Genomic DNA, 25,812 nt, shown 5'->3' with positions numbered 1-25,812 from the left:
GTTCAGCATTCCTTGAGTCCGCTGGATTTGTGCAGCATCCAGTCGACGACGAAGTTGACGCTGACCGTGATCAACGCCACGGCCAGGGCGGGCAGCAACGGGCTGATGTCACCGAAGGTGATCAGTACGGCGTTGTCACGCACCATGCTGCCCCAGTCGGCAGTCGGCGGTTGAATGCCCAGGCCGAGAAACGACAGCGCACTGATGAACAGGAACACGAAGCAGAAGCGCAAGCCGAATTCGGCAATCAACGGCGCCGCTGCGTTTGGCAGTACTTCGCGGGTGACCAGCCAATACAGGCCTTCACCGCGCAGCCGGGCGGCTTCGACGAAGTCCTGCACCACCACGTTCATCGCCACGGCGCGGGACAGGCGAAACACCCGTGTTGCATCCAGCAGCGCAATCACCAGCACCAGCGATGTCGCCGTGGTGCCGACCACGCTGAGGATCAGCAAGGCGAAGATCAGTTGCGGGATCGCCATCAGGATGTCCACCACCCGCGACAACCCTTGATCAACCCAACCGCCCTTGATCGCCGCGATCAAACCGCACGTGCCGCCAAGCAAGAACGCCAGCACCGTGGTCAGGAACGCAATGCCCAGGGTATTGCGTGCGCCGTAGACCAAACGGCTGAACATGTCGCGCCCCAGGTTATCGGTGCCTAAAAGGAACTGACCGCCCCAGGGCGCAAAGCCCTCACCCACCACCTGGGTTTCCCCGAACGGCGCCAGCACCGGCGCGAACAGTGCCACCAGGATGTACAACACAATGATCAGTAACCCGAACTTGGCGCTCAGTGGCGCCCGCCACAACTGTTTCAACAGGCCCATGGTCTTACCCCTTCGGATGCATCAAGCGTGGATTGCTGGCAATCGACAGCACGTCGGCGCTGGTATTGAGCAGGATGTAAGTCGCGGCGAAGATCAGGCTGCACGCCTGCACCACCGGGATGTCGCGTTTGGCGACCGAGTCGACCAGCAACTGGCCAAGCCCCGGATACACGAACACCACCTCGACCACCACCACGCCGACCACCAGATACGCCAGGTTCAATGCGACGACGTTGACGATCGGCGCCAACGCGTTGGGCAGCGCGTGGCGGAAGATGATCCGCGACTGGCTGATGCCTTTGAGCCGGGCCATTTCGATGTAGGGGCTGGCCAGCAGGTTGATCAGGGAAGCGCGGGTCATGCGCATCATCTGTGCAATCACCACCAGGCTGAGGGTCGCCACCGGCAATACCGAGCGTTCCAGTATCGTGCCCAGCGAGGCGTCCGGTGCCAGGTTGGAAATGCTCGGGAACCAGTTGACCTTCACCGCGAACACCAAAATCAAGATGTAAGCGACAAAGAACTCGGGGAACGACACCGCGCTCAGGGCCGAGGTGTTGAGCAAGCGGTCGAACCAACTGTTGCGGTACAACGCGGCGAGCATGCCCAGCAGCAACGCCAATGGCACGGACACCAGCGCCGCCAACAAGGCGAGGCTGAAGGTGTTGCCCAAGCGGCTGGCAACCAGTTCGGCGATGGGCCGCTGGTTGGCCAGTGATACGCCGAGATCGCCGTGCAGCAATTGCCAGATCCAGTGGCCGAAACGGGTCAGCGGCGGCAAATCCAGGCCCAGTTGCGCGCGATAAGCTGCCACTGTTTCTGGGGTGGCCGACTGGCCGAGCATGGCCTGGGCGATATCGCCCGGGAGCAGGCCGACGGCGAGAAAGATAATCACCGATACGGCGAACAGCGACAGCAGGCCCAAGGCCAAGCGCTGCCCTAACAGCTTGAAAATACTTCTCATCGTGCGGTTCCTTGAATTGGGCACGCTGGTGAAGATTGCAAATTCCACTGTGGGAGCTGGCTTGCCAGCGATAGCGATAGGTCAGCCAACATCTATGTCGACTGATACGACGCCATCGCGGGCAAGCCCGCTCCCACAGGGATCTTCATGGGTTGATAGGTCGAAGTTTCACGCCTGCCACCACCGCTCAATCACCCGCAACCCATCCAGCTCGCCATACGGCGCCGTCTGCCCGCCGTGCACCACGCGGTTGGATCGCGCTGCCACAGAGCTGGCAAACAACGGAACAATCGCCCCGCCCTCGTCGCGGCACAGCCCCTGCATTTCGTTGTACATCTCGCGGCGCAGCGGTTCGTTCATCTCGCCACGGGCGGCGTTGAGCAATTGGTTAAAACGCGGATTGTCCCAATGGGTTTCGTTCCACGCCGCGCCTTTGGCGTAACCGATGCTGAACATGCGGTCGGCCGTCAGGCTGCTGTACCAGAACGAGGTGGTGAACGGTTGCTTCATCCACACATTGGAGAAGAACCCATCGGCCGGTTCACGCACCACGTCGATGTCGATCCCGGCCGCGCGCGCTTGCTCCTTGAACAGCACCGAAGCGTCAACCGCGCCGGTATACGCCGCGTCGGAGGCTTGCAGGCGGACCTTGAGCGAATCCATACCGGCCTTTTTCAGGTAGAAACGCGACTTGTCCGGATCGTAGGTGCGCTGCTCCAGCGCCGTGTTGATGAAGCGGCTGCCCGGCTGGATCGGGTGGTCGTTGCCCACCAGGCCATAGCCGTGAAGCACCGACGCCAACAGGGTTTCGCGGTTGATTGCGTGCTTCATCGCCAGGCGTACGTCGTTGTTCTGGAACACCTGGCTGTCGGTCAGCATCGGGAAGGTGTAGTGCTGCGCGCCTTTGGTTTCTTCGATCACCAGGTTCGGGTTGCGCTTGAGCAACGCCACGGTTTTCAGGTCGACCTTGTTGATCACGTCCACTTGCCCGGTGACCAGCGCGTTGACCCGCGCTGCACCGTCGGCAATGGCGATCAGTTCGGCGCTGGCGAAATGCGCGCGCCCCGGTTTCCAGTAGTCCGGGCTGCGTTCCAGGGTCATGCGCACGCCCGGTTCGAAGTCCTTGAGGCGATAACCGCCGGTGCCGACGCCGGCCTTCCAGTCAGGCACGCCGTCCTTGCTCGGCATGATCGCCAGGTGATAATCGGCGACCACATAGGAGAAATCGGCGTTGCCCGACTTCAGTTCGAACACCACGCTGTCGCTGCCACTGGCGCTGACCTTGGCGACATCGCCGAGCACGGTTTTGGCCGCCGAGGTGGATTGTTCGCCCAGGTGATGCTGGATCGACGCCACCACGTCATTGGCGTCCAGGGTTTTGCCGTTGTGGAAGGTCACGCCGGGCCGGATTTTGAAGGTCCAGATACGTGCATCGGGCGTTGAGGTCCAGCTCTCGGCCAGTTCGGGGATCGCCGTGCCGTCGACGGCAATTTCGGTGAGGGTGTTATAGACCGCCGAGAAACCGACGAAGGTGAAGGTGTCGGCCCACGAGCCCGGGTCCCTGGAATCCGTGGTGCTGCCCCCAGCCAGACCCAGGCGCAGGACGCCGCCAGGTTTGGGGGTGGCTTCGCCGGCGAACGCGCCAAACGGCAGGCCCATGGAGAACGCCCCGGCCACCGCAGCCGCTGTCGCGCTGTACTTCAGGAAGTCTCTGCGCGGGAAGCTGAGTTCATGGTTCGCTTGAGTAATCTTGTTTTTGTTATCGCTCATTGCATTGCCCCTGATCAAACGCTAATGGAATACCAATTCAAAGCCACGCAAAGCACCGGGCCATGGCCCGGTGCGTACAACGTTTGAATCGCCAACGGTCACACCTGGATCGCCTTCACTTCAACGAATTCATTCAGCCCTTCTTCCCCCCACTCCCGGCCATTGCCCGATTGTTTGTAGCCACCGAACGGCGCCTGATAATTGAACGCCGCGCCATTGAGAAAGCACTGGCCGGCGCGCAGCTGCCGTCCCAGGTGCAAGGCCCGCTCGGCACTGCCGGCCCACACACCGCTGGACAGGCCGAATGGCGAGTCGTTGGCGATCTGGATCGCCTGCGCTTCATCGCTGTACGGAATCAGGCACAGCACCGGGCCGAAGACCTCTTCCTGGGCGATGCGCATGCGGTTGTCGACGTCGGCAAACAGCGTCGGGCTGACATAAAAGCCGCGCTCAAACGCTGCCGGCGTGTCACCGCCGCACAGCAGACGCGCACCTTCCTGCTGACCGACCTTGATGTAATCGAGCACGGTGCGTTTTTGCCCGGCCGAACACATCGGGCCGAGGAAACTTTGCGGGTCGAGTGGATCGCCCATGCGCAGGCTCAGGGTTTCAGTGAGCGCCAATTCAACGGCTTCGGCATAACGATTGGCCGGCAGCAGCATGCGAGTCAACGCGGTGCAGGTTTGTCCGGAATTGATCATCACGTCCTGCACGCCGTAGCGCACCGCCGCAGCCAGGTCGGCATCCTCAGCGATCAGCAGCGGCGACTTGCCGCCGAGTTCCAGGCACACCCTTTTCACCGAAGGCGCCGCCGCTTGCGCCACGCGCACGCCAGCGCCGGTGGAGCCGGTGAACGAAACCATGTCGACGTCGGGGTGTTTGGCCAGTGCTTCACCAACTTTCGAACCTGGCCCGCTGACCAGGTTGAACACGCCGGCCGGCAGGCCGATGGCTTCGATCATCTGCGCGAGCAAAAACGCGTGCAGCGGTGTTTCCTGACTCGGCTTGACCACCACTGTGCAACCGGCGGCCAACGCCGGGGCGAGTTTGCCGATCAATTGATGCAGCGGGTAATTCCACGGGTTGATGAAGGCACAGACGCCGACGGCTTCGCGGATCACCAGCGAGTTTCCGACTTCGCGCACTTCATCCATCAGGTGGGCCAGTTCGACGTATTGCTCAAGGCCGATGATCGGACCGTCCACTTGCACCGAGCGGCACCACTGCACCGGCATGCCCAATTCAGCGGTGATGACCGATGCCATCTCGTCGGCACGATTGCGCAGTTGCTCGGCCAGTGCGCGGATGTAGCCGGCGCGCACGCTGGCGGGGGTGCGCGACCAGGATTCGAAGGCCTTGCGCGCGGCGGCGACCGCGTTGTTGACGTCGCGCTCATCGCCCAGCGGCACGCTCCCGGCGACTTCTTCGGTGGCCGGATTGATCACCTCGGCAGTCCCCTTCCCTGACGGAGTTTGCCAACGGCCATCAATAAACAGTGTCTTGTGGTTAAGCATGAAGCTGGGCCTCCATCAATTCGTGGGCACAATGGGCAATGCGCTGGCAGGCATCGCGCAACGGTTCAGCACCGACCACCAGCCCCAGGCGAATGTGCCCGGCGGCGCTTGGGCCAAAGGCTTCGCCGGCCAGCACCGAAACACCGTGGCGATCAAGCAGGCGATCGGCAAACGCCTGGGCGCTGAGCCCGGTTTCGCGGATGTCGACCATCACGAACATCCCGCCATCGGGTTTCAGCGCGCGGATGCCGGGGCAATCAGCGAGGGAGTCACACACCAGATCACGGCGCTGGCGATAGGCCTCACGCATCGCTTCCAGTTCCGGCAGGTTGCTTTCCAGCGCCACCACGGCGGCGTCCTGAATGAAGTCCGGCGAACCGTAGAGCATGCACAGCGCAAGGTTTTCCAGGTGCGCGGCCAGCGATGGCGGCGCCACCACCCAACCGACGCGCCAACCGGTCATGGCGTGGGATTTCGACAGACTGTTGAGGGTCGCCGTGCGCTCGGCCATACCGGGCAAACTCGCCGGGCTGACATGCTCGCCTTCAAACAGCAGTTCGCTGTAGACCTCATCGGAAATCAGCCACAGGTCGTGACCGATGCACAGCTCAGCCAAAGCAGCCCAAGTGTTGCGTGGCAAACTCGCGCCCGACGGGTTGTGCGGACTGTTCAAGGCCAGCGCCCGGGTGCGCGGTGTGATGCGCGCAGCCACGTCTTCGGGCAACACGCGAAAACCGTTTTCCGAACGCACCGGCACCGGCACGACCACAGCACCGCAAGCACCAAACACGGCTTCGTAAGTGACGTACATCGGCTCGGCGACGATCACTTCGTCACCGGGATTGAGTACGCACTGGGCCACGCTGAACAGCGCGCACTGCGCCCCGGCCAGTACGGTGACCTGATCCGCCGAAACGGATTGGCCGCTGCGTTGTTGATGACGCTTGGCGATGGCTTCACGCAGGGCACGCTTGCCGCGCACCTCGGCGTAGTGCGTGTTGCCGTTCAGCAGGCTGTCGATGGCGCTCTGCACGATGGGTTGCGGCGTGTCGAAATCCGGATCGCCCACGGACAGCAGCAAAATGTCTTCGCCCTGTTCGCGCAGCGCCAGGGCGCGGTAATGAATGTCCCACGCGGCGGCGCCGTCACCGGCAATACGTTGAGTCAGATCGGAAAAGCGCATGGCTTTGCTCCTATAAACAGGATCCCTGTAGCAGCTGCCGAGGTACGAGGCTGCGTTGCGTGTCCGCAGGACCGCCCTCGGGGGCCGCTTCGCAGCCCGACGCAGCCTCGTACCTCGGCAGCTGCTACAGATTCTGGTGTCACGTTATTTCAGCGAACGCAGGCATGCTTGAGTTCGATCAGGGTCACGCCGTTGCGCTTGAAGCCGTGGCGCAGGTCGGTTTGCAATTCGGCCAAACTTTGCGGCTGGCTCACGGTGCAACCGAACGCACGGGCCAGGGCAGCGAAATCCGGATTGCGTGGCAGTACGCCGATCGGTTCGATATCGAGGCCGAGCATGTCGTCGCGGATTTGCCCGAGCGCGTCGTTGTTCCACAGCAATACCACCAGTGGGCTGTCCAGCTCTTCCACGGCGGTGGCCAGTTCCTGGGCGGTGTAGAGGAAACCGCCATCGCCCACCAACACCAGGCCCGGACGCTGCGGCGCACCGAACTTGGCGCCGATGCCGGCCGGCAAGCCGTAGCCCAAAGTGCCGTAGCCAGTCGGGTGCAACCAACTGCGGATCGCCAGGCTGTCGAAGGCGTAGTTGCCGGTGTAGGCCAGTTGAGTCATGTCGGTGCTGATGAAGGCGTTGTCCGGCAGCTCGGCGGCGATGCGCTCGAGAATCGATTGGTGGATCGACTGCAATGGGCCGTGACTGGCCTTGACCGCTTCACGCAGCGCGGCCACCGAGGCAATCGCGGCGCTGGCATCACGCACGTTGGACGGCAGGCGCTCAAGCAAGCCACTGAGGGTTTGTTGCGCGTCGCCATGCAATGCCACGGCGCACGGATAGAAGTCGTTGAACTTGCGCGGATCGATGTCCACCCGCAACAGTTCAGCATTGAGCGGCAGGCGCTCGCGCCAGTAATCGGTGTCGGCCATTTCGGTGCCGACGGCCAGTACCACGTCGGCTTCGGCAATCAAGTTCCAGCCCGGCTCCACGCACAGCGATGAACCGGCGTTGAGTGGCGCGTCCGGAGGCAGCAAGCCTTTGCCGGCGACGCTGGTGAACAGCGGCGCGGCCAATCGGCTGCTGATTTCTTGCAGCTGCGAAACAGCATTCAGCGCACCGCCACCGGCGATGATCATTGGCCGTTTTGCACTGTTGAGTTTGGCCACCGCTTCATCGAGCACCGTGGCGGCTGCCGGGCCACGCCCCGGACGGCGCACCACGTCGTTGCTCCAGTCCCGGGTAATCGGGGCTGCCAACACGTCCAACGGCACCGAAATGTGCACCGGGCGCGGGCGCTCGCTGTCGAACACTGCGTAGGCACGGGCGACGAGTTCCGGGAGGTCTTCGGCAGTCAGCGCCACGGCGGAGAAAGCGGTGATCGGCGCGGTCATCGCGCGCTGATCCTGACACTCGTGAAGGATGCCCCAACCCTTGCCGAGGCTGGCGGTGTGGTTGACGCTGGAAATCACCAGCATCGGGATCGAGTCGGCGTACGCCTGGCCGATGCCGGTGGCGGCGTTGGTCACACCGGGGCCGGTGATGACGAAGCACACACCAGGTTTCCCGCTGACCCGCGCATAGCCGTCGGCCATGAAACTGGCGCCCTGTTCGTGACGTGTCAGCACGTGGCGGATGCCACTGCCGGGCAAGCCGCGATAGAGCTCCAGCGTGTGTACGCCCGGAATGCCGAACACGGTATCGACGCCGTAATTGGCCAGCAGACGCACCAGCGCCTGGCCACCGGTCAAGGTTTTGCTTTGCATGTTCAGGTCCTCACGCATGGCCGAGACGAATTAACGCATCGACCGCAGTCGTGCCATCGGCACCGACCAACAATGGGTTCACATCGAGTTCAAGCAATTGCGCGGCGTTTTCGCAGGCGTAATCGGCGACCGCACGAATGGCGGCGACCAGCGCTTCCAGGTCCGCCGCTTCACGACCGCGAAAACCTTGCAGCAACGGGGCACTGCGCAGGCTGAGCACGGCATTGCGGATGGCGCCGTCGGTGGTCGGCAGCAACAGGCTGCGACTGTCCTTGAGTAACTCAACCAGAATCCCGCCAGCGCCAATCACCAGCGCCAGGCCAAAATCGTTTTCGCGCTTGATGCCGACAATCAGCTCGGCCAACGGCGCTTTGGCCATCGGCTCCAACAGCAATTGATCGAAAGGTACGCCCGGCGCATAAGCGGCGATGCTTGCGCTCATTTTTTCCAGTGCAGCGCTTAATGCAGCGCCATCCTTGAGGTTCAGTGCCACGGCACCGGCTTCGGTCTTGTGTGGCAACTGCGCGCTGACGGCTTTCACCACCAGCGGATATCCCAGGGATTCGGCGTCTTGAAGGGCCTTGTCCGGCGTACTCAATACACCGTTGGGGATTGGCAGGCCGAACGCTTTCAATGCCTGTTTGGAATCCCATTCATTGAGCAACTCACCTTCAGCGGTCAACGCTTGCGGGCACAGCGGCACCAGCGCCGATTCGCCCAAGTCCAGCAAGGCTTGACGATTACGCTGGTAACCGGCGATGCGGCCCCACGCGGCCAAACCATCCTCAACACCTTGCAAGGCCGCCACGCCTTGGGCGTGCAGACGTTCGCGTGCGTGGGCCGGCAGCAATTCGGGGAACGCCGAGGTGACAAAACCGCTCTTGCCGTGACGCTTCAATGCTGCGCAATACAACTCCAGCAGCAGGTCGCATTCCTTGCGCTCGCCAGTGAACTCAGCGGGATAGTCGAGCACCAGCATCGCGGCATCGGCCTCGGTGCGCAGCGCGCTGTCGAGCATGCGGTTCAACGCCTCGCCATCGCCCCAGATCGCCGTGGTGAAATCCAGCGGATTGACCAGGTTGGCGTAGCTCGGCAGCACTTGCGCGAGTTCGCCGACCTGCCCTTGGTCGAGCTTCGGCAGGCTCAGTTCATTGCGTTCGGCGTAGTCGGCAATCAGCCCGGCATCGCCGCCGGAACAGGCCAGCGCGATCAGGCTGTTGCCCGCCGGCAAGTTGCCGCACGCCGCGGCTTTTAGGGTTTCAACAAAACTCACCGGGCCACTGACGCGGATCACGCCGAGGCGGTCGAACAGCGCGTCGTACAACGCATCCGAACCGGACAGCGAACTGGTGTGACTCAAGGCCAGTTCGGCACCGATCTGCGACACACCGGTTTTCAGGGCGATGATCGGAATGCCCTTTTCCAACGCCTTGTGCGCAGCTCGGGCAAAACCCGGAACGTTTTTCAGGCCTTCAAGGTGCAGGCCGATGGCGGTTACCCGAGGTTCGTCGAGCAACACGTCCATCAGTTCCGCCACGCCCAGTTGTGCCTGGTTGCCGACCGAAGCCATGTAGGCTACCGGCAGCGAGCGGTCGCTCATCGACAGGTTGTAAGCGAAGTTGCCACTCTGGGTCAGCACCGCCACGCCCTTCTCAACCGCTTTGCCGCCATGGGCCACCGGCCACAGCGCGGAGCTGTGCAGGTAATCCAGCAAGCCGTAGCAGTTGGGGCCGAGCAAGGCCATGGTGCCTGCGGCTTCAAGCAATTGTTGTTGCAGCGCCTGGCCTTCGGCGCCGGTTTCGGCGAACCCCGAGGCGTAGCAAATCGCACCGCCAGCATCGATCGCGGCCAGTTCGGCGACGCAGGTCAGGGTCAAATCGCGGTTGGTGGCGATGAACACCGCGTCCGGCCCACAAGGCAAATCGGCAATGCTGCGCACGCACGGCACGCCTTCCAGGCTGTCGTGTTGCGGGTTGACCAGCCACATTTGCCCTTGGTAGCCGCCCTCGGCACAGCGCTTGAGGGCGCGCGCCATGCTGCGGCCGCCCACGAACGCCACGTGTTGCGGCGCGAGCATGCGCTTGAGGTTGTCGCGAATGGTTTGGGACATGGACATTCTCCGGACGGATCAGCGCAACAGTGGCCGCAGCAATTCGCGGGAAATGATGTGGCGCTGGATTTCCGAAGTGCCTTCCCAAACCCTTTCGATTCGCGCGTTACGCCAAATCCGCTCCACCGGACTTTCATCCATCAGGCCCATGCCACCGAAAATCTGCACCGCCTCATCAGCCGCACGACCGAGCACTTCACTGGCGAACAACTTGGCCATGCCGGCTTCGCCATCGGTCATGGTGCCTTGATCCATTTTCCAGGCGGTGTGCAGGGTCAGCAGTTCAGCGGCACGGATTTGCGTGGCCATGTCGGCGAGCTTGAACGACACACCCTGGAAGTTGCCGATGGCCTGGCCGAATTGCTTGCGGTCCGCCGCCCATTGCAGCGATACGTCGAGTGCGCGCTGCGCCTGGCCGACGCAGTTGGCTGCGACCATCACGCGTCCGGCGGTCAGCCAGGCGTTGGCCACATCCCAACCCTTGCCGACTTCGCCCAGTACTTTGTTGGCCGGAACGCGGCAGTCGTCGAAGAACATTTCGAAGGTGTGATAACCACGGTTGCTCACGCACTTGGGTCCACGGCGAATGGTCATGCCCGGGGTGTTGCGATCGACCAGGAACGAGGTTACCGCGTTACGTTTGCGGCCGTTGTGTTCGTAGGTGTCGGTCACGGCGAAAACAATGGCGAAGTCGGCGTGGCCGGCGTGGCTAATGAAATGCTTGCTGCCATTGAGAATGAAGTCGTCGCCTTCGCGTACGGCGCGGGTCTTGATGGCATTGGCATCGGAACCGGCACCCGGTTCGGTCAGCGCGAAGCAGTCGATTTTCTCGCCCTGAATACATGGCAGCAGGTAGTCGTTGATCTGGTCACCAGTGCAGGCCATGAGGATTTTCGAAGGCCGCGCGACGAACACGTGCAGGGCCCAGGATACTTTCGACAATTCACGTTCGATCAGCGCCTGGGACAGATAATCCAGACCACCACCGCCAACTTCTTCCGGCATGTTGAAGGCGTAGAAACCGGCGGCGATCGCTTTGCCGCGAATCTGCGCAGCCAGCTCCGGGGAAACCTCATCAGCGCGGTCGACTTCGGTTTCATAAGGCAGCAGTTCCTTCTCGACGAAGCTGCGTACCGAGTCCACCAACATTTCTTGTTCTTGGGTCAGTTGGAAATTCATGCGGCTACCTGTTGTTCGTGTGCTGATAGGTGGGTGCGGGCTTAGCGGCCAATGAAGCGTGCCGGACGCTTTTCCATGGCGGCGCGCAAGGCTTCGGTGCCGTCTTCGCTACGGCCGCACAGCAGGCCGGCGGCGAGTTCGGCTTGCAGTTGTTCCGGCAGGCTGCGTTCGGCGCCTTCGCGCATGAGTTTTTTGGTCTGGGCGAAAGCGAAAGTCGGCCCGGCAGCCAGGCGTGCAGCCAGTTCGTTGGCAACGGTGAGCAATTGATCGTCGGCGCAGACTTCGCCAACCAGGCCCGCTGCCAGCGCACGGTCGGCGCCCCACAACTCATCGAGGAACAGCAAACGCTTGGCCTGTTCGCTGCCGATCAGCCGTGGCAGGTGCCAACTGGCGCCGGCATCCGGCGAGTAGGCCATGCTGGTGTATCCAGCCTTGAAGCGCGCCGACTGCCCGGCGATACGCAGGTCGCAGCACAGGGTCAGATCCATCCCGGCGCCGACGGCGGTGCCATTGATGGCAGCGATGGTCGGTTTTTCCAGGCTGTGCAGACGGGTCATCAGGGCGTGAGCGGTTTCGGTCCAGCCATAGGTTTCCAGTGCGCCCCGGGCTTCGGCATCGGCCCACTCGTCGAGGTCAGCACCGGCACAGAAGCTGCGGCCGCTTCCCGTCAACACGACAACGCGCACCGCTGGGTCGGCGTTAAAGGTATCGAGCAACGCATGCAGGTTTTTCAGCGTCGGAATGTCGAGCGCGTTGCGCTGAGCGGTGCGATTGAGCGTGATCCAGGCAACGCCTGCTTCGACCTGACTGAGCAGAGAATCATGAGTAGTCATGCGAATCCTCGAATTATTGTGATTGGTCTGAGGTGGTGCGACTTGAGGCCATACTAAACGAGTGTTCAGTAAGGCGGCAATCCGCGAGGAAATAAGCTGTAACAGCTGTAAAAATCAGCTATCAGTTTGTATTTAAAGGATTTTTATAAAAAGACAGGGTTCCGGCGGCTAACGCTGTTACAACTTCGAACAACTGCCCACAGGCACCACAAAAACAAATGTGGGAGCCAGCCTGCTGGCGATGACGGCATCACATTCAACATCTCAGTTGACTGATACACCGCTATCGCCAGCAGGCTGGCTTCCACAAAGGATGTGCGGGATTGAAGGAATTACGCGGTCGGCAAACTCGGCGCCAGCACGCCCTGCCGTTTGCGGTGGATCAGGAAGTACGCGCCATAGCACAGCGCAATAAACCCGAAGCCCCAATACAGCGATGGTCGCTGGGTTTCATCCAGTGCCAGGAACACAAACAACGAGCAGCACAGCGTGATGCACATCAACGGCAAGACCGGGAACCACGGCGCGCGGTATTTCAGGTCGCTGAGTTTGCCGCCCTCACGCAGGTACGCCTTGCGGAACTTGTACTGCGCCAGCGCGATGACAATCCAGGTCACCGTGCCGGACATCCCGCTCACCGCCATCAGCACCATGAACAAAGTATCGGCGGCAACGAAGCTGGTCATCAGCGACACCAGTGCAAAGCATAACGTAATGCTCAGCGCTCGCAGCGGCACGCCGCGCTTGCTCAGCGGTGACAGGCTTTTCGGCGCCATGCCGGTTTTCGACATCGCCCACAGAATGCGCGTCGAGGCATATAGGCCGGAGTTGCCCACCGACAGGATCGCCGTGAGGATCACGAAATTCATCAAGTCGGCCGCGTAGGGAATGCCGACCATGTCGAACACCTGCACAAACGGGCTTTCCATCAACCCCGCTTGCTGCCATGGCACGATGGCCGACAGCACGATGATCGCCAGCACATAGAAAATCAGCACGCGAAACACCACGTTGCGCACCGCCCGAGGGATGCTCTTTTCCGGCTGATCGGTTTCGCCGGCGGCCACGCCCATGATCTCGCAACCCTGGAACGCGTAGACCACCGTCATCATCACCGCGAACACCGCGGACAAACCGTTGGGGAACAACGAATCGCCAATCAGGTTGCTCGCCATCGGTGCCGGTGCGCCGCTGCTCAGCGGCATCACGCCGAAAATCACCAGCACGCCGACCACGATAAAACCAAGAATCGCCGCCACCTTGATCCCCGAAAACCAATACTCCGCCTCACCGAACGCGCGGGTCGCCATGGCGTTGATGCCGAACAGCACCACCACGAACAGCGCCGACCAATACCAGATCGGCACCGCCGGAAACCAACGCGTCATCAGCATGCCGGCAGCCGTGAACTCCAGGCCGACGGTGGTCGCCCAGCTCATCCAGTACACCCAACCGATCATGAACCCGGTGGCTGGCCCGATGTATTGAGTGGCGTGGGTCTGGAACGAACCCGACACCGGCATCTGTACCGACAGTTCGCCCAGACAGACCATCACCAGATACATCAGGAAACCAGCGACCAGATACGCCAGAATCGCCCCGACCGGGCCGCCCTGATTGATGGTCACGCCGGAGCCCATGAACAACCCTGTGCCGATCACGCCGCCCAGCGACAGCATGAAAATATGCCGGCTCTTGAGGGCGCGGGTCAGCTGGATACCTTTGCGATCAGTGTTTTCGTTCATGTCGGCACCTCAATAGTCAGTGAGGCGGACAGCGCATGACAGGACGTCACGGCGCGGGGAAGGATCAGCTTTACGGCAATTCATTATTATTATCTCCAATAAGCTTCGAAGACCGCGCTGCGGCGGTTACGTCGATTATTGGAAAGCCATGTAAGGTCGCGTTGTACGTAAAGATCGAAGTTGTGCAAAGTCGTAACAAACTTGTACGTCAGCGCTGCAACAGGTGTTCCAGGGTGTCCAGCGAACCTTGGCATTGCGCATCGACCTGCGGCGCGAGCAAGCGCACCGAGGTTTCATCGTTGATCCGTGCCGCGTCCTCAAGCAAACGCAGCACATTGGCCAAGGCACGAAAGCCAAGCGAGTCGCAGCTGCCGGCCAATCGATGAGCCAGGTGCGCAGCCTCTGTCCAGTCATCGGCGCCAATGGCTTCGCGCAGTGCCTCACGATGTTGCAGGATCGAATCGCGCAGTACCGCCAAAAGCCCCTGTACTTTTTGATCGCCCAGCAAGGCGCGATGGGTTTGCAGCAATGGCCAGTCCATGGTGTCGTCGTCCTGCATCGGTGGCGCGCTCTGCGCCTGTTCACTCAGGGCCTGGCGCAGATTGTCCAGTTTCAACGGTTTGGCCAGCACGCCATCCATACCGGCTTCCAGATAGCTGCGCACCAGCGCCGGCTGCACGCTGGCGGTCAGTGCAAAAATACGTGCAGTACGGTTCGGCCCGTCAAGGCTGCGAATGCGTTTGCACAACTCCACACCACTCATGCCCGGCAGATGCACGTCGAGCAGGATCAGATCGAATGTTTGCGCGGCGCACTGCGCCAACGCCTGTTCGCCCTCCTCGGCCAGCCACACCTGATGGCCATCCCGTTGCAACAGGCCTTGGACCACTTCGCGATTGAGCGCCACATCCTCCACCACCAGCACCTTCAGTGCCGGTCCCGCCACCACCATCGGCACCTGAGCCGCCACGCCGAGCGCAGGTTGCAGCGTCAGCTCAAACCAGAAACAACTGCCGCGTGCGACTTCGCTGGTGACACCGATGTTCCCGCCCATCTGCTCCACCAGGTGTTTGCAGATCGCCAACCCCAGCCCGGTGCCGCCAAAGCGCTGCGCCACTTCTTCGCTGGCCTGGGTGAAGCGCTCGAAAATCTTCGCCTGCATTGGCGGCGCAATGCCGATGCCATTGTCGGTGACGCTTACCCGAATGAGGTCTGCATGGCTGCCATCAGGCGGTGTGAGCAGCGCCACCTCGACACTCACCTCGCCGTGTTCGGTAAACTTGATCGCGTTGGCCAACAGATTGCTCAAGACCTGGCGCAAGAACTGTTCGGCGCCGTGATAACGCTCGGCCACGCGCTGATCGATTCGACAATGCAGCAGCGTGTCATTGGCCAACGCCTTCGGTTCCAGCAAGGTCAGCACTTCGTCGAGCAATTGGCGAATCGAGAAATCCACCGGCTCCGGCACGCTCGCGCCCTCCTCCAGCTTGGCGAAAAACAGCACTTCATTGAGGATGGTCAGCAAGCCTTCGCCGGCCTTGTGCAGGGCATCAAGCCGCTTGCCGTCGCGCTCATCCAGGCGTGCATCACGCAGCAGTTCAGCCATGCCGAGAATGCCGTTGAGCGGTGTGCGCAATTCATGGCTCATGGTCGCCAGGAAACGTGACTTGGCGAGGTTGGCCGCTTCGGCTTCGTCCTTGGCGCGCATCAGGCTGGCGGTTCGCCGCTCGACCATCTTCAGCAGTTCATCGCGGTTGTCTTGCAACGCCAAACGATCAGTTTCCCGGCGTTCGATGTCCGTCAGGATCGCGCGGCGCATGTCGTCGAGGGCGTGGGCCACCGTGTCGATTTCATCTTCGTTGTCGCTACGGCTCTTGGCCAGGCGCAGCGGTTCCTGCCACTGCCCGCCAGCAATGCGCCGGGCAAATTCGGCCATGACCTGCAGGTGACGAGTCACCAGACGATAAAACAAACCGGACAACGCCACCGCCAAGCCACACAGGAACGCGCCCATCCACAACAGGCTAGTCAGGCCGCTGGCGTACAGGCGCTGGTACACCGCGCCCAGGTCGGTGCTGACTTCCAGCTCGCCCAATGGGCGCAATGGGCCGGACGGCGGTTGGTAATCCAGGACGAATCGCTCGATGCGCAGTGGCCCTACCGGCTGCGGATTGCCTTGCACCAGATCGAAATCGCTACTGATCAAATGCACCCGTGCGACGTCGGAAAAATCCACCAGCCCGCGCAATTGCACATTCAACTGCTCTTGGTTCAGGTCCCACAGGCTGCGCTCCAGGCTCGCCAGGTACCCGGCGCGAATCAACTCCATGCGCGCGTCGATTTCACGCATCTCACGTCGGTACTCGATGTACAGCTGCACACTGCTGGCGAGCACAGTGAAGCAAAGGCTGAACAGCAGAATGAACAGCAGCAGGCGCCGCAACAGTCCACCGGGACGGACGCGAATCATCGGCTGTTCGCCGGCAGATTGATCATGTCGCGATAGGTGACTTCGCTTTCATTAAGCAGGCGCTCGATATCACCGGCATCGATCATGCGCTGCAGTTGTGCATCGATCTGCGGCATGCGCTCAGCCAGCGGTGAGCGGCGGGAAACGGCGACCCGCAGATAGTCGACACTCAGGGCGGTGGGCAACGCGACGATGTCTTGCGCACCGGCCAGGCTTTCGACGTACAGCAGGCCGGTGCGGCGTTCCTGGGTGATGAAATCGATGCGCCCGCGAATCAGCTTGCCGAAATTCTGGCGGCTGTCGGAGACCCATTCGATGTTGTTGTTTTGCGCGACCATGCGATCGAACTCCACGCCGTAGCTTTCCCCGAACAACAATCCGCCGCGGTAACGGGCCAGGTCTTGCAGGCGCTCGAACTGCACCGGGTGCTGACGATTGACGAACAGCGCCACTTCTTCGCGCAGCACCGGCACCGTGGAAAACACCATGCTTTGCTCGCGCTGCGCAGTGCTGTAAGCCAACACCACATCGACCCGGCCTTCGGCGGCATCCAGCAGGCAGCGTTTCCAGTTGCCCAGCACCACGATTTCGACCTCGTAGCCGAGTTGGCCGAACAGTTTTTTCACCACGCTCGGCGCCAAACCACGAACCTGTTTGCCGTCGCTCCAGGAAATCGGTGGGTACACCGGGTAATCGCAGTAACGGACCTTCTCCGCCGCCTGCGCAGTGCCCGCCAACACCAACATCAACAACAGCCATCGCCTCAAGGCAATCACGCCGCCAGGCTGGCGGTGAACAGGTAGCCGGCGCCGTGAATGGTGATGATCAGTTGCGGTTCGGCCGGATCGTCGTGCAACTTGCGGCGCAAACGGCCCACCAGCACGTCGATGGAGCGATCGTTGGGCACCCACTCGCGGTTGCGGATCTGATCCATCAACTGGTCGCGACTGAGGGTGTGGCCGCTGTTGCGCAGGAACACGCTTAGCAACTGATATTCGCCGTGGGTCAGCAGGGTTTCACTGCCGGAGGGATCGATCAGGCGTCGGCGGTCTGTGTCGAGCGCCCAATCGGCGAACTGCTTGACGGGTTTGGAAGCGGCGGCGATCGGCTGCGGAATTTGCGCATGGCGTACCCGGCGAATCAGGTTCTTCGCCCGGGACACCAGTTCGCGCGGGTTGAGCGGTTTGATCACATAGTCATCGGCGCCACATTCGAGGCCGACGATGCGGTCGATTTCATCGTTGCGCCCGGTGATCAGGATGATCCCGACTTCCGAACGCACCCGCAGCTCGCGGGTCAGGGTCAGGCCGTCCTTGCCCGGCAAGCGGATATCGAGCATGACCAGGTCGACGCTCTGGCTGGCCAGGAAGATTTCGGCCAGTTCCGCCGTGGCGGCGCTATGCACCTCGTAGCCTTCCTGGGAGAGGTAGGCCTGCAACAGTTCGCGAATCAGCGGATCGTCATCGACGATCAGTACCCGAGGAGTCATTGCTGGTGTCCTGCATGTTTCTTATTAGAGGGGTGCTGCATCTGCGCCAGAGAGTAGCCACTGCTGAACAGGTGATCAACAGCTACTCGTCTGTATGCAAAAACGCTGGCGGCCACCGGCCTGCAAACCGTCGACCCAGGCTTCGCAAATCTGGATGCCCTGTTCGGGCGTGAAGGTGCCGGGATTGAGTCCGGACTCCAGCCACAAGCCATCGAGCAACGCGCTGAGACTGATTGAGGCGAGATCAGCGTCGAAGTTTTCCCAGTGTTCCTCTTGTGCCAGCTCCATCAGCACCTTGCGCAAGATGCCGCGATACTCGCCATAGGAATGATCGTGGGCCTTGTTGATCGCCTCGGCGGTTTTCACCGCACCCCAGAAGGCCAGCCATGCGTCGATCAGTTGCGGGTCGAGCAGTTCGGCGGAAAACGAACCGCGGAAAAACGCCGACAGGCGCTCACGGGCATTGGGTGCGGCTTGCTCCATGGCATCGCGCAACAGCGTCATGACGCGGCCGGTGATCGCCATGTAGGCCTCGGCAACCAGTTCGTCCTTGCCGGAATAGTGATGGCTGATCAAACCGACCGAAACACCGGCCTCAGCGGAAATCTTGCGGATCGAGGCGCCCTGAAAGCCGTGGCGCTTGAGGCACGTCAACGTTGCCTCGATCAGGTTGGCCTTGCGCAACTCCGGTTCCATGCGGGAAAAACGGGCTTCCTGATTCATCGCGACTGCTCCTGGATTCAATCATTAGGGCCCGCGCTGGCAAGCGACGAGCTGAACGACTGTACAGCAAGAGCAGGCAGAATCTCCAGTCAGTCTGGTAAACCGCCTCGCCTGCATCGCGGGCACGCCCGCTCCCACAGGATCTCGGTTGCTTGGGGATTTTGTTTACAACCACACACCCTGTGGGAGCTGGCTTGCCAGCGATTTGGCCATCACAGTCTATCGAGAATTCAGATCAATCCCGATACCCCGGAGCCGCCCGCTCCAACAACCGCAACAACGCCGCCCAAGCCAATTGCATCGCATCCGGATCGCTCAACTCGCCGTCATCCAACGGCCGCCCCGGATCATTGAACTGCCGCTCGGTGTGTGCACACACCTCATGTGACGGCAAAACAATTTCACCGGCCGCCTGTGCTGCCAGCTGAATTTCACAGGCCTTTTCCAGGTAATACATGCGCAAAAACGCCTGGCTCACGGTTTCACCCACGGTCAGCAAACCATGGTTGCGCAGCATCAATACCGGTTTGTCGCCCAAGTCCGCGACTAACCGCTGCTGTTCGCTCAGGTCCAGCGCCACGCCTTCATAGTCGTGGTAAGCGACGCGACCGTAGAACTCCATGGAAATCTGATTCACCGGCAACAACCCACACTTCAATGCTGCCACTGCGCAGCCGGATTTGGTGTGGGTGTGCAGCACGCATTGCGCGTCTTCACGCGCGCCGTGGATGGCGCTGTGAATCACGAAACCGGCCGGGTTCACCGGGTACGGCGACGGTTCCACGGCATGGCCATTGAGTTCGATTTTCACCAGGTTCGACGCGGTGATCTCCTCGAACATCAGCCCATATGGGTTGATCAGAAAATGATGTTCCGGGCCCGGAATGCGCACCGAGATGTGAGTGAAGATCAAATCGGTCATGCGGAAATGCGCAATCAAGCGGTAACAAGCCGCCAGTTCTTCACGCAGGCGCTGCTCGGTGGCGCTGCGTTGAGGGGTGGCGAGGTGGGTCGCGATCTCGTTCATTGTCAGGGTTCTCCAGGCTGGTCGTCTGGGCGGACAGTAAGGCTGGACGCCTCGAGGGGTCCAGCCACGTTGAGCTTATTTACTGGCCCAGGCGTTGAAACGCTCTTCCAGTTCTTCGCCATGGTCGACCCAGAAACCCACGTTCATCGACAAGGCACCCTTGAGGTTCTGCGGCGCCGTGGGCACCCATTGCGCCAGCTTGTCATCGAGTTGTGCGGCAGCCTGCATGTTGGTCGGGCCGTAGGGAATTTGCTCGACGTATTTGACCTGGGCATCCGGCTGGTTGGCGAAAGCGATAAACCGCTGGGCCTGATCAACGTGTTTCGAGCCTTTGATGATCGCCCAGTAGTCCATGCCGTACAGGCTACCCGGCCAGACCAGCCCCAGGTGGCTGCCCTTTTGCGCAGCGTCGGCGATGCGCCCGCTGTAGGTCGACGTCATCACCACATCACCGGCCGTCAGCCATTGCGGCGGTTGCGCGCCCGCTTCCCACCACTGGATGTATGGCTTGAGCTCAGTCAGTTTGGCAAACGCCCGGTCAACCCCCTGCGGCGTACCCAGCACTTTGTACACGTCCTCGGTTTTCACCCCGTCCGCGAGCAAGGCAAACTCCAGGTTGTACACCGCGCGCTTGCGCAGGCCACGTTTGCCGGGAGTTTTCTTCACGTCCCAAAAATCTGCCCACGAGGTCGGTGCCTTGGCCAGTTTGTCGGTGTCGTAGGCTATCGCCACGCTCCACACCAGCGCCGCCGAACCGCAGTCCTGCGCTGCGTCCGGGATCAGTTGGTCGGCATGCCCCAAACGGTTCCAGTCCAGCCGCTCGTACATGCCCTCCTCACACCCGCGCATCAGGTCCGGGCCTTCGATCTGCACCACGTCCCAATCGACGTTGCCGGTGTCGACCATCACTTTGATTTTGGCCATTTCGCCGTTGTATTCGCTCTGGATCACCTTGCTTTGATCCACCGCGGCGAACGGCTGGAAGAACGCCACGTCCTGGGCTTTTTGTCCGGCGCCGCCGTAGCCGACCACCACCATATCCGATGCTGCCTGAGCGCTGCCAAGGCCCATGGCCACTGACAACACCAAGGGATAAAAACCGTGCTTGAGCATGTGCGATTTCATCAATGGTTCCTCTTGCAGGTGCCACCGGACCCAAGGCCCGAGCAGCCCTTTTTTATTGTTGTGAGGTTTGGCCCAGGAACGGGCTCGAACTGAAATTACTGCAAGGGGAAGTAAAAAAAACAAGTTGATTTTTTACTGCGGGTAAATTTCTATAGGCCAATAATAACAACCGAAAACCTGATGTCTCTGTGGGAACGAGCAGGCTCGCTCCTGCAAAGAGCAGACTGCCTGGAGTAAATCGCACCATGCCGACACCCGCCTTCGCGCACCTGTTCGAACCCTTGCAGATCCGTGGCAAGCGCCTGAAAAACCGCATCATGTCCAGCGGACATGACACGTCGATGCCCACGGACAACCTGGTGAACGAACAACTGATCGCCTATCACCGGGCGCGCGCCGAGGGCGGTGTCGGGCTGATCGTGCTGCAAGTCGCCGGCGTGCATGACAGTGCGCGGTACACCTCGCATGTGTTGATGGCCACCGACGATGAATGCATCGAGGGCTATCGCAAACTGGCGCAAACCTGCCACGCCCACGGCACCATGGTGTTGTCGCAGGTGTTTCATCCGGGACGGGAGATCATGGAGTCCAGCGATGGCCTGTTGGCCGTGGCCTACTCGGCATCGAATGTGCCGAATGAGCGGTTTCGGGTGATGCCACGGGCACTCGACCAAGCGATGATCGACGAGATTGTTGCCGGCTATGCCGCCGCTGCACGACGCCTGCACCAGGCCGGGATCGATGGTGTGGAAGTGGTCGCCAGCCACGGTTACTTGCCCGCGCAATTCATCAACCCACGGGTCAACCGTCGCACCGATGGCTACAACGGCGAGCTGGAACAGCGTTTGCGTTTTCTGCGGGAGGTCATCGCTGCGGTGCGTGGCGCGACCGACGAGCAGTTCATCATCGGCTTGCGCATCTCTGCGGATGAGCGCGACCCAGAGGGCCTGACCGAAGACGAATCCCTGGCCGCCGTGCAGTCGCTGCAGGCGCAACTGGATTACGTGCACATCGTCGCCGGCACGTCGGCCTCGTTGGGTGGCGCGGTGCACATCGTGCCGCCGATGGCGATTGAGGCGGCGTACCTGGCCAAGGAAGCCGGGACATTCAAGGCGAGTCTGGACATTCCGTTGTTCGTCACCGGACGCATCAACCAACCTCAGGAAGCCGAGCTGATTCTGGCCCGGGGCCAGGCCGACGTCTGTGGCATGACCCGCGCGCTGATTTGCGATCCACAGATGCCCAACAAAACCGATACGGGCCGTGCCGAGGACGTTCGTGCATGCATCGCCTGCAATCAGGCGTGCATCGGGCACTTCCACAAGGGCCTGCCGATTTCCTGCATCCAGCACCCGGAAACCGGTCGCGAGCTGATTTTCGGCGAACGCCAACTAACCACACAGCGCAAACGCATCATGATTGCCGGCGGCGGCCCCGGCGGCATGAAAGCCGCCGCCGTCGCCGCACAACGTGGGCATGACGTGACGCTGTACGAGGCCAGCTCGCAACTGGGCGGCCAGGTATTGCTCGCGCAATTGCTGCCACGTCGCAGCGAGTTCGGTGGCGCCAGCACCAACCTGCAACGGGAAATGGAATTGGCCGGGGTGCGCGTGGTGCGCAATACCCGTGTCGACCGCGCCTTGGTCGAGCAGGAAAAACCGGACATGGTGATCATCGCCACCGGCGCCGAACCTTACTGGCCGATGTTCGAACGCGGCGGCGAATTGCAGGTGGTCGATGCCTGGCAGGTGCTGCGGGACGAGGTACAGATCGGCCGCTCGGTGGTGGTCGTCGACTGGCGCTGCGACTGGATTGGCCCCGGCATCGCCGAGCGCCTGACCCGCGCCGGGCATCAGGTGCAACTGGCGGTCAACGGCACCCATTGCGGGGAAAACCTGCCGCTGTACGTGCGCGATCAACTGGCGGGTGAGTTGCACAAACTGGGCATCCCGATTACTCCATACGCCCGGTTGTACGGTTGCGACGACAACACCGTGTACCTGCAACATACCGCCAGTGGCGAGCCGATGCTGTTGGAAAATATCGATACGCTGGTGTTGTGCCAGGGCCATCAGCCGGTGGATACCCTGGGTGCCGAGCTGCAAGGACTGGTGGAATTTCGCCGCATCGGCGACTGCCTGGCGCCCCGCACTGCCGAAGAAGCGATTTATGAAGGACTGAAAGTCGCGTGGGCGCTTTAAGGCTGTTTATACTCCAGGGCTTTGCATTCAAATGAACGCTCCCTGTAGGAGCTGCCGCAGGCTGCGATCTTTTGATCTTGTTCTTGAAAAGCAAAATCAAAAGATCGCAGCCTGCGGCAGCTCCTACAGGGGCGCAGCTCAGCCCCCGGTTCGGAATTTTCCATGAGCAACAACAGCAAGTCACAGCCCGCAACCGGCGCCGCCGAACCGCATTTCCTCGGCACCCGCATTCGCGGCCTGCGCAAGCGTCGGGGCATGACCCTGGCGGAGCTGGCGCAACAGAGCGAACTCACCGCCGGCTACATCAGCCAACTGGAGCGTAACCTCGCCTACCCGTCGATCCCGGCGCTGTTCAACATTGCTCGCAGCCTGGGCGTGACCATCCAGTGGTTCTTCGCCAGCGAAGCCAACACCGCGCCCGAGGATGACGGCGTGGTGGTGCGCAAGAACAGTCGCCTGAGCGTGCATTACGAAGACGGCATCGTCGACCAATTACTTACGCCGCAACCCAACCAACAGCTGGAAATGCTCCATTCGCGTTTCCCACCGGGCACCTACAGCCAGCAAAGCTATAGCCACGAAGGCGAAGAAGCCGGTTACCTGCTGTCGGGGAGCTTCGAGTTATGGGTTGGCGAACGCTATTTCCAGCTCAGTGAAGGCGACAGTTTCAGCTTCTCCAGTCAGGAGCCGCACCGCTACGGCAACCCCGGCGAGGTCGATGCAGTGGTGATCTGGGTGATCACCCCGCCCACCTTCTGAACTGAAACTCACACCTGATAAAAGTCGCGATACCAGCGCACAAATTGCTCCACGCCGGCTGCAACCTCAACGTGCGGTGAAAAACCGACCCAGTCTGCCAGCGCCGAAACATCGGCCCACGTATGCGGGACATCGCCGGCTTGCATCGGCAAAAAGTTACGCTGGGCTTTCATGCCCAATGCCGCTTCCAGGCAGTCGACAAAATCCAGCAGCGCGATCGGTTGGCCACGCCCTATATTGAAGATCCGGTTGACGCCCTTGGCCTGCGCGTCCGGCACCGGCGGCTTCGGACACAACCGGACGATGCTCTCGACAATGTCGTCGATGTAGGTGAAGTCCCGCGCCATGTGACCATGGTTGTAAATATCGATCGGCCGGCCCTGGAGGATCGCTTCGGTGAACTTGAACAACGCCATGTCCGGTCGCCCCCAAGGCCCGTAAACGGTAAAAAAACGCAGCCCGCTGGCCTGCAGACCGTAGAGATGGCAGTAGCTGTCGGCGAGCAATTCGTTGGCGCGCTTGGTGGCGGCGTACAGGGAAACCGGATGCTCGACGGGGTCATCGACGCTGAACGGCAGTTTGCTGTTGGCGCCGTACACCGAACTGCTCGACGCGTAGATCAGATGTGCGGGTCGATAATGCCGGCAGGCTTCCAGTACATTCAAAAACCCGACCAGGTTCGATTGCGCGTAAGCATCCGGATTATCCAGCGAATAACGAACGCCTGCCTGAGCAGCCAGATGCACCACCTCGGTGAACCGCTCGGCTTCGAACAGCGCCATCAACCCAGGCTTATCAACAATGTCCATGGTCTGGAAACGGAAACCTTGCAGTTCACTCAACTGATTGAGCCGTGCCTCTTTGAGTTCGACGCTGTAGTAAGGGTTGAGGTTGTCGATGCCAACAACTTCATGCCCCTCAAGACATAACCGTTTGACCGTGTGATACCCGATGAAACCCGCCGCGCCAGTCACAAGAACGGTCATAGTCCCTGCTCCAATTCAACTCGATAGGCGGACAGTTATAGCGTTACGAGTGCGAGCGGTCCACACCTCATAACAATCCCCAACTATGGGTAATTGACCAAGGAAGTGCGCACGTCAACAGCGACTACAAACGATGGAAAAAGTTTTTATCGATTAGACGGGCGGAAGATAATCTTTTAAAACAATAGCTTGCAAGCTTGAAAAAGCAGATGTCGATCAATGGCGTGTTTTTTGACTGGGAACGTTTGACAGACAGCAAAGACTGGCCGATAACTATCAAGGTCTATTCGAACAGGTCACGAGTTCTCTTTTTCTTGCTGACCATTGTTCCAAAGGCATTTCGTAAAACTCCTTATTCACCGGTCCGATGTGCAGACCGAGCGGTAGCTTTGACCTTTGAAAATCTAACCCCTGGGTATGCCAAATAAATGCGCTTTATAGCGACACGCGATAAAGTCGCGCACTCTTCTGAAGCGTTTTGTGATTCATTTTTGATACACACCTGCGTGCCCCCATAATAAGAACAGATATCTGCTGATTGACATCTCAAGGCTCTATTAGAGTCCCTGCCTGTTTAAACTTCGCCAACTTCAGAGTTTACCAGCATGTCATCTATCAGCCCGGAACAACCTAATTGGTATCTTTTGCAATGTAAGCCACGCCAGGATGAGCGTGCCCACCTGAATCTGCTTCAGCAGAATTATGTGATTTTCCATCCCCAACTCATGAGTGAACGCGTCATCCGCGGGAAACGCCAGCGGGTGCTGGAATCACTGTTCCCCGGCTATTTGTTTATTCAACTCAGCCGTCACGACAATTGGGCACCCATACGTTCCACGCGGGGTATCAGTCGCATTGTCGAATTCAATCATGGTCCTGCGACGGTGGCAGAGCACGTCATCGAGCATTTGCGTGAGCGTTGTATCGAGTCCTCGGAATCGAGCGCGGACGAGGCGCTTAAACCCGGCGAACCTTTGCAGTTCATCAGTGGTCCGCTGTCGCCACTGGAGGGCGTATTCATTGCTCCGCAAGGTGCCGAACGGGTGATGATCCTGATGCAGTTTCTTAATCGGGAACAATCTGTTTGTGTGCCCTTGAACATTGTCGAACGTCAACACCGCGCACTTCATATAAATAACTAATTACT

20 protein-coding genes are annotated in these 25,812 nt (G+C 60.7%); 3 read left to right on the top strand and 17 right to left on the bottom strand.

What is annotated here, in order from left to right; all coding sequences use genetic code 11:
* Positions 1–2 precede the first annotated feature (2 nt).
* The 16 genes from KVG88_RS02020 to KVG88_RS01945 all read right to left on the bottom strand — a co-directional run bounded on the left by KVG88_RS02020 (position 3) and on the right by KVG88_RS01945 (position 20,719).
* The gene (locus KVG88_RS02020) at positions 3–830 is read right to left on the bottom strand and encodes an ABC transporter permease (RefSeq protein ID WP_150700385.1); all 828 of its coding nucleotides are present in this window, start codon (positions 828–830) and stop codon (positions 3–5) included.
* A 4-nt stretch (positions 831–834) separates the two neighbouring features.
* Complete coding sequence (locus KVG88_RS02015) at positions 835–1,794, bottom strand: ABC transporter permease (protein WP_217870138.1); 960 nt, start codon at positions 1,792–1,794, stop codon at positions 835–837.
* 168 nt (positions 1,795–1,962) lie between these two features.
* Positions 1,963–3,564, bottom strand: a complete 1,602-nt coding sequence (locus KVG88_RS02010; protein ID WP_217870137.1) for an ABC transporter substrate-binding protein — start codon at positions 3,562–3,564, stop codon at positions 1,963–1,965.
* A 98-nt stretch (positions 3,565–3,662) separates the two neighbouring features.
* Complete coding sequence (locus KVG88_RS02005) at positions 3,663–5,078, bottom strand: aldehyde dehydrogenase family protein (RefSeq protein ID WP_217870136.1); 1,416 nt, start codon at positions 5,076–5,078, stop codon at positions 3,663–3,665.
* A complete protein-coding gene (locus KVG88_RS02000; protein ID WP_217870135.1) occupies positions 5,071–6,261 on the bottom strand; it encodes a pyridoxal phosphate-dependent aminotransferase in 1,191 nt (396 codons plus the stop codon). The genes KVG88_RS02005 and KVG88_RS02000 overlap by 8 nt, the downstream gene beginning before the upstream one ends.
* Before the next feature lie 149 nt (positions 6,262–6,410).
* On the bottom strand, positions 6,411–8,018 hold the full coding sequence (locus KVG88_RS01995) for a 5-guanidino-2-oxopentanoate decarboxylase (protein ID WP_217870134.1): 1,608 nt from the start codon (positions 8,016–8,018) through the stop codon (positions 6,411–6,413).
* A gap of 10 nt (positions 8,019–8,028) precedes the next feature.
* Positions 8,029–10,128: an acetate--CoA ligase family protein gene (locus tag KVG88_RS01990; RefSeq protein WP_217870133.1), complete on the bottom strand. Its 2,100-nt coding sequence runs from the start codon at positions 10,126–10,128 to the stop codon at positions 8,029–8,031.
* An 18-nt stretch (positions 10,129–10,146) separates the two neighbouring features.
* A complete protein-coding gene (locus tag KVG88_RS01985; RefSeq protein ID WP_150700378.1) occupies positions 10,147–11,307 on the bottom strand; it encodes an acyl-CoA dehydrogenase family protein in 1,161 nt (386 codons plus the stop codon).
* Between the two features lie 41 nt (positions 11,308–11,348).
* Positions 11,349–12,140 carry an enoyl-CoA hydratase/isomerase family protein gene (locus KVG88_RS01980; protein ID WP_217870132.1) on the bottom strand — a complete coding sequence of 264 codons (792 nt, stop codon included), beginning with the start codon at positions 12,138–12,140 and terminating at the stop codon, positions 11,349–11,351.
* Between the two features lie 332 nt (positions 12,141–12,472).
* Positions 12,473–13,885: an amino acid permease gene (locus KVG88_RS01975; RefSeq protein WP_217870131.1), complete on the bottom strand. Its 1,413-nt coding sequence runs from the start codon at positions 13,883–13,885 to the stop codon at positions 12,473–12,475.
* Between the two features lie 208 nt (positions 13,886–14,093).
* Positions 14,094–16,355 carry an ATP-binding protein gene (locus KVG88_RS01970; RefSeq protein WP_217870130.1) on the bottom strand — a complete coding sequence of 754 codons (2,262 nt, stop codon included), beginning with the start codon at positions 16,353–16,355 and terminating at the stop codon, positions 14,094–14,096.
* On the bottom strand, positions 16,352–17,122 hold the full coding sequence (locus KVG88_RS01965) for a substrate-binding periplasmic protein (RefSeq protein ID WP_217870129.1): 771 nt from the start codon (positions 17,120–17,122) through the stop codon (positions 16,352–16,354). Before KVG88_RS01965 ends, KVG88_RS01970 begins: the two co-directional genes overlap by 4 nt.
* A gap of 5 nt (positions 17,123–17,127) precedes the next feature.
* Positions 17,128–17,844 carry a response regulator gene (locus tag KVG88_RS01960; RefSeq protein ID WP_217870128.1) on the bottom strand — a complete coding sequence of 239 codons (717 nt, stop codon included), beginning with the start codon at positions 17,842–17,844 and terminating at the stop codon, positions 17,128–17,130.
* Between the two features lie 75 nt (positions 17,845–17,919).
* Entirely contained in the window at positions 17,920–18,567 is a 648-nt protein-coding gene (locus KVG88_RS01955) for a TetR family transcriptional regulator C-terminal domain-containing protein (protein WP_150700372.1), read from the bottom strand.
* 235 nt (positions 18,568–18,802) lie between these two features.
* A complete protein-coding gene (locus KVG88_RS01950) occupies positions 18,803–19,594 on the bottom strand; it encodes a class II aldolase/adducin family protein (protein ID WP_217870127.1) in 792 nt (263 codons plus the stop codon).
* A gap of 75 nt (positions 19,595–19,669) precedes the next feature.
* Positions 19,670–20,719 carry an ABC transporter substrate-binding protein gene (locus tag KVG88_RS01945; RefSeq protein WP_217870126.1) on the bottom strand — a complete coding sequence of 350 codons (1,050 nt, stop codon included), beginning with the start codon at positions 20,717–20,719 and terminating at the stop codon, positions 19,670–19,672.
* Positions 20,720–20,964: 245 nt separating this feature from the next.
* Between KVG88_RS01945 and KVG88_RS01940 the strand changes: the two genes are divergently transcribed.
* The gene (locus KVG88_RS01940) at positions 20,965–22,920 is read left to right on the top strand and encodes an oxidoreductase (protein WP_217870125.1); all 1,956 of its coding nucleotides are present in this window, start codon (positions 20,965–20,967) and stop codon (positions 22,918–22,920) included.
* Positions 22,921–23,082: 162 nt separating this feature from the next.
* Complete coding sequence (locus KVG88_RS01935; RefSeq protein ID WP_150700368.1) at positions 23,083–23,679, top strand: cupin domain-containing protein; 597 nt, start codon at positions 23,083–23,085, stop codon at positions 23,677–23,679.
* 8 nt (positions 23,680–23,687) lie between these two features.
* Here the strand turns inward: KVG88_RS01935 and KVG88_RS01930 are convergent, their stop codons facing one another.
* Positions 23,688–24,665 (bottom strand): NAD-dependent epimerase, encoded by a 978-nt coding sequence (locus KVG88_RS01930; RefSeq protein ID WP_217870124.1) that lies wholly within the window; start codon positions 24,663–24,665, stop codon positions 23,688–23,690.
* 605 nt (positions 24,666–25,270) lie between these two features.
* Here KVG88_RS01930 and rfaH point away from each other — a divergent pair.
* Positions 25,271–25,807, top strand: a complete 537-nt coding sequence (gene rfaH / locus KVG88_RS01925; RefSeq protein WP_150700366.1) for a transcription/translation regulatory transformer protein RfaH — start codon at positions 25,271–25,273, stop codon at positions 25,805–25,807.
* Positions 25,808–25,812 lie beyond the last annotated feature (5 nt).

The organism is Pseudomonas azerbaijanoccidentalis (assembly GCF_019145495.1).
GTDB lineage: Bacteria > Pseudomonadota > Gammaproteobacteria > Pseudomonadales > Pseudomonadaceae > Aquipseudomonas > Aquipseudomonas azerbaijanoccidentalis.
This window is presented reverse-complemented; position numbering and strand designations above follow the sequence as displayed.